The sequence below is a fragment of the Companilactobacillus zhongbaensis genome, assembly GCF_003946515.1.
Taxonomy (GTDB): domain Bacteria; phylum Bacillota; class Bacilli; order Lactobacillales; family Lactobacillaceae; genus Companilactobacillus; species Companilactobacillus zhongbaensis.
This window is the reverse complement of sequence record NZ_RHOM01000062.1, coordinates 1-4,098: the sequence shown is the minus strand read 5'-3', so window position 1 is coordinate 4,098 and position 4,098 is coordinate 1. Positions and strand designations below refer to the sequence as shown.

Annotated in this window: 4 protein-coding genes; 1 reads left to right on the top strand and 3 read right to left on the bottom strand. The window is 41.2% G+C overall.

Annotation, left to right across the window (positions count from 1 at the left end; all coding sequences use genetic code 11):
* Window positions 1–306: 306 nt before the first annotated feature.
* The 3 genes from EKM69_RS12415 to alsS all read right to left on the bottom strand — a co-directional run bounded on the left by EKM69_RS12415 (window position 307) and on the right by alsS (window position 3,079).
* The gene (locus tag EKM69_RS12415; RefSeq protein WP_164505951.1) at window positions 307–456 is read right to left on the bottom strand and encodes a hypothetical protein; all 150 of its coding nucleotides are present in this window, start codon (window positions 454–456) and stop codon (window positions 307–309) included.
* 220 nt (window positions 457–676) lie between these two features.
* Window positions 677–1,390, bottom strand: coding sequence for an acetolactate decarboxylase (gene budA, locus EKM69_RS12095; protein ID WP_125711351.1), 714 nt, complete (start codon window positions 1,388–1,390; stop codon window positions 677–679).
* 15 nt (window positions 1,391–1,405) lie between these two features.
* On the bottom strand, window positions 1,406–3,079 hold the full coding sequence (alsS, locus tag EKM69_RS12090; protein WP_125711349.1) for an acetolactate synthase AlsS: 1,674 nt from the start codon (window positions 3,077–3,079) through the stop codon (window positions 1,406–1,408).
* Between the two features lie 92 nt (window positions 3,080–3,171).
* On the opposite strand from alsS, the gene EKM69_RS12085 reads away from it, so the two are divergent.
* On the top strand, window positions 3,172–3,600 hold the full coding sequence (locus EKM69_RS12085; protein ID WP_125711347.1) for a MarR family winged helix-turn-helix transcriptional regulator: 429 nt from the start codon (window positions 3,172–3,174) through the stop codon (window positions 3,598–3,600).
* The last annotated feature ends 498 nt before the right edge of the window (window positions 3,601–4,098 follow it).

Here is a 4,098-nt window from a genome sequence, read left to right as displayed (position 1 = left end):
CAGAAAGCTCTGGCTTATTCAGAATGCTTAAATTAATGAACCGCCGTATACGGACCCGTACGTACGGTGGTGTGAGAGGTCGGTAGCCTAGCTACCTCCTACTCGATCGGCTGAGGGCTGTATCCCCGGGCCCCTCCGCCTAGGGTAGTGCAATCCCCCCCTTGTTTAGTGGGGAAGTAGGTGCTTCCTAGTTTTATGCGCAAGATTTTGTTTGGTTTCTGCTCCTTGCTGCTTCTCGGTTCGCGGGACTAAAGCTCCGCTTATTTTGTTTCCTGGCGTACCTTTGTTTTGCAATCTTTTCTTTCCTTATTTGTTGGATAAGAGTTGATAGTTTTTTTCTTCTCTTGCTTTCGCTTTATGGCTTGCTTGCTCGATTCTCTCGCAATCTCGCCTTGTTCTTTTCGTTTTTATTTTGGGCTTGCTCATCTGCTCGGTTCCTCGCATTTTCGCAGTCATTTGAGTTCCTTTTTTCTTTTCTGATTCTTATGTTATACTAACGTTAATAGATGTTTATCATCTATTTGGACCTCGAGTCCGTAACGCCATTGCGCGTTTTATAACCTATCTCAGTGAGAGATGGGTTTATTTTTTTGCCCTTATTTTCAAAAAAGACAGTATTCTCGGCTTTTGCCTTTGAATACTGTCTTTTTTTAGATCATACATTTGATTTTGTTTTCTAACTTTCAGCGCTGTGGATGGTTCCTAGGATGTCCTCGTCTTCAAAGTCATGTTGCATGTATGCTTTGTTGTTGACTGGTAGGTGTTGTTCTAGGGTGTCGAATTGTTGATATTCGATTGTTCCGGTTACTTTGCTGAAGTCTAGGATGTGGCCACCGAAGGTTTTTTCTTCTGATAGGAAGTGGCTGTGGAAGCCTGCTACTGCTGCTCCGTCGAAGATTTCTGGGGAGTAGTAGCTTAGTAAGGTTCCGTTTACTTTTTCTTGGTCGAAGATGTTTTGTTTGGCTGCTGTTTTTGCCAGGGTGTCGTATGGTGCTGTTGATTTTCTTACGGCTCTGGTTTTCATTTTTTCGAAGGTTCCTTCTATTTTTATTGAGTAGAAGGTGTTGTTGCTGCCTACTTTTTCTTCGATCAATTTTTTTAGTTCGTTTCTAGTGATGTCTTTTACTGTCGTTAATTCTTTGTAGCTGGCGAAGTGGCTGTTAGAGAAGGGCATGGTGAAGTTTTCTTTTACTATGTTTACTTTGCCTTCTCCGTCTACTTGGTACGGTGTGCCGTCTAAGATGATTAGTTCGCCGTCTAGTCCTTCTCCGGTTCCTATTCCTGTGTCACCGTGAGCTAGTAGTTCTTTCATGGTCAAGGTTCCGTCTAGTAGTCCTGGTACTAGTAGGGCTAGGGTTCCGTGTTGGTATAGTGCTTTTGTGTTTGGCATGGTTGATCCTTTCGTCTAGTTTACGTAGTCGTCTAATAGTGTTGACAATAGTTTAATATTATCACTGTAATCAACTGGTATGTCGATGACTGTTGGACCTTCTGTTGAAAAAGCTGTTTTTAGAGCTTCCTCTAGTTCTTCAGCTTTGTCGACGTGGATGCCTTTGGCTCCGAAGCTTTCAGCGTATTTGGCGAAGTCTACGGATCCGATGTTTACACCGGAGTTTCTGCCGTATTTGGCTTCTTCTTGGAATTTTACCATGTCGTAGTATCCGTCGTTCCAAACTAGTTGGACGATGTTTAAGTTTAATCTTACGGCTGTTTCTAGTTCTTGACCTGAGAAGAGGAAGCCTCCGTCTCCGGCAATTGATACTACTGGTTGACCAGGACGCTCTAGGGCTGCTGCGATGGCCCAAGGTAGTGCTACTCCTAGGGTTTGCATTCCGTTACTGAATAGTAAGTGTCTTGGTTTGTAGCTTCTGAAGTGGCGTGCCATCCAGATGTAGTGGCTTCCCACATCAACGGCTACGGTCGTGTTGTCGTTTACTTGTTCTTGAAGTGCGTGAATGATTTCTAGTGGGTGAACACCATTAGCATCTTTTCTTTCAGGAACGGCATCTTTAGATAAGAACTTAGCTTGTCTTTGGTGCAAGTGATCTTTTTTATCTTGGCTCAATGATAGTTCTGGCAGTTTTTCGCTTAACTCGTTTAAAGTCTTGGCGATGTCTGCTTGAACTACTAAGTCGGGTTGGTATTCGTTAGAAATTTCTGGGGCGATGCTGTCTAGGTTGATGATCTCGCCGTTTCGATCGACGTTCCAAAGTCTAGCTTCGTACTCGACTGGATCATAGCCGATGGCGATGACTAGGTCACTTTCTTTGAGCATGGCGTCACCGATTTGGTTTCTAAATAGTCCGACACGTCCGAAATAATTTTTTTCGAGGTCGCGACTAATGACTCCGGCACCTTGGAAAGTTTCTACGACTGGGATCGAGAATTTTTTCAAAAAGTTTTGAATCGCTGCAGTTACTTTAGAGTCGGATGAACGCATTCCGGCTAAAATTACTGGCATTTCGGCTTTTTCAAGTTTGTTGATGATGTCTTCGATAGTCTTGCTGTCGGCACCACCTTGTTCAATCGGTGTTAGTGGAGCAATTGTTTCAGTTGATACTTCGTCATCTAAGACGTCTTTTGGTAGTGAGATGAAAGTTGCTCCGGATTTAGGAGCCATGGCAGTTTGATATGCATTGGCGAAAGTTTCTGAGATGTTATTTGAGTCTTGAACTTCAACGCTATCTTTTGTTGCTGTGCTCATTAATTCCTTACTAGGGATACTTTGGTGAGTCAATCTAGCGACGTCATTTCTCGGAACTTGTCCACCTAAAGCGACTACGGGGTCACCTTCTGAAGTTGCAGTGATCAGTCCAGTTGCAAGGTTTGATACACCAGGTCCTGAAGTAGTAGCTACCACTCCAGGTTTACCGGTTAAACGACCGATACCAGATGCCATGAATGAAGCATTTTGCTCGTGTCGAGTGATGATTAATTTTGGTGCTTTCGGATTATTGCTGTATTCCATCAAGTCAAAAAGCTTATCGACTTTTGCTCCAGGAAGTCCAAAGACATATTTGATGTCTTGGTTGATCATAGATTGGAATAGTGCCTCTGCACCGGTTTTTTTAACTGCCATATTTGTCTCCTTGTTTCCACGTTGTTAAGATGTTATTGTTTAAAGATAAAACGTTGGTGTTGATTTGTCAACACGTAACTCGGGAGAAAATTATGAAAAATATTGGATACTTAGCTCAAGATATTTCGATTTTGCACCGTCAATACTATAAAGATACGCGCGAACAATTCGATGCCCTAAAATTGAATCCAACGGCCGCCTGCATTTTGTTATCGGTCGGAGACTACCCAGAGATCACGCAAAACCACGTTGCGCGATTATTAGTAGTAGATAAAGGACTGGCTACCCGCGAAATCAAGAAGATGGAAACACTAGGTTACTTGAGCAAACATGACGGGTCAGGAAAAAGCAAGATCCTCGAACTCACTGAAAATGGGGCACAAGTCGTAGATCAGATCCAAGACATTCGAAAAAAATGGTGGGAGAAGCGATTTGCTGATACGGGATTGACTGAGGATAGTCCGCTGGTTGCTTCGATTGAACGAGTGGTTGATAGTATTGTTGATCCTGTTGAAGAATAATGTCATTTTATAATAAAAATATTTGGTGATTTTTAATAATGGAAAAGGAAGTGAAATGGGATTTCGCTTTTTTGGTTGGATTTTTTATAACGTTATGGTGATTTTGTTGTGGGGAATATTGGTAGATTGTGAGCGATTGCTATTTTCTTTTGCTGCTGTTAAATGCTGATTATTGAAGGAGTTAACTGATAAATATAATAAAATTTATATATAACATAGTTAATTATTTCACGTTTATTTCTTAGAAAATATAAATTAATACAAATGTTTTTATAATCGAAAATTAGGGAAAAAGTGTTGTATAATACGTGGATAAAAACTATAATAGGTTTCGTTAATTAAAATATTTATCTAAAGGTTGAAAGCACGAAAATAGCCCTCAACTCATTCGTATGTTGAGGTTGGGTACAATCAAATAGTTTTTTAACATCATGAAGCATTATCCAAGAGCCTGATCAGGCGATTGGGTAATGCTTTTATAAATTCGTCAAAAATATC

Excerpts from the sequence above, each read along its gene's own strand:
- alsS (WP_125711349.1), bottom strand. The coding sequence starts at position 3,079 with ATGGCAGTTAAAAAAACCGGTGCAGAGGCACTATTCCAATCTATGATC.
- EKM69_RS12415 (WP_164505951.1), bottom strand. The coding sequence starts at position 456 with ATGACTGCGAAAATGCGAGGAACCGAGCAGATGAGCAAGCCCAAAATA.
- EKM69_RS12085 (WP_125711347.1), top strand. The coding sequence starts at position 3,172 with ATGAAAAATATTGGATACTTAGCTCAAGATATTTCGATTTTGCACCGT.
- budA (WP_125711351.1), bottom strand. The coding sequence starts at position 1,390 with ATGCCAAACACAAAAGCACTATACCAACACGGAACCCTAGCCCTACTA.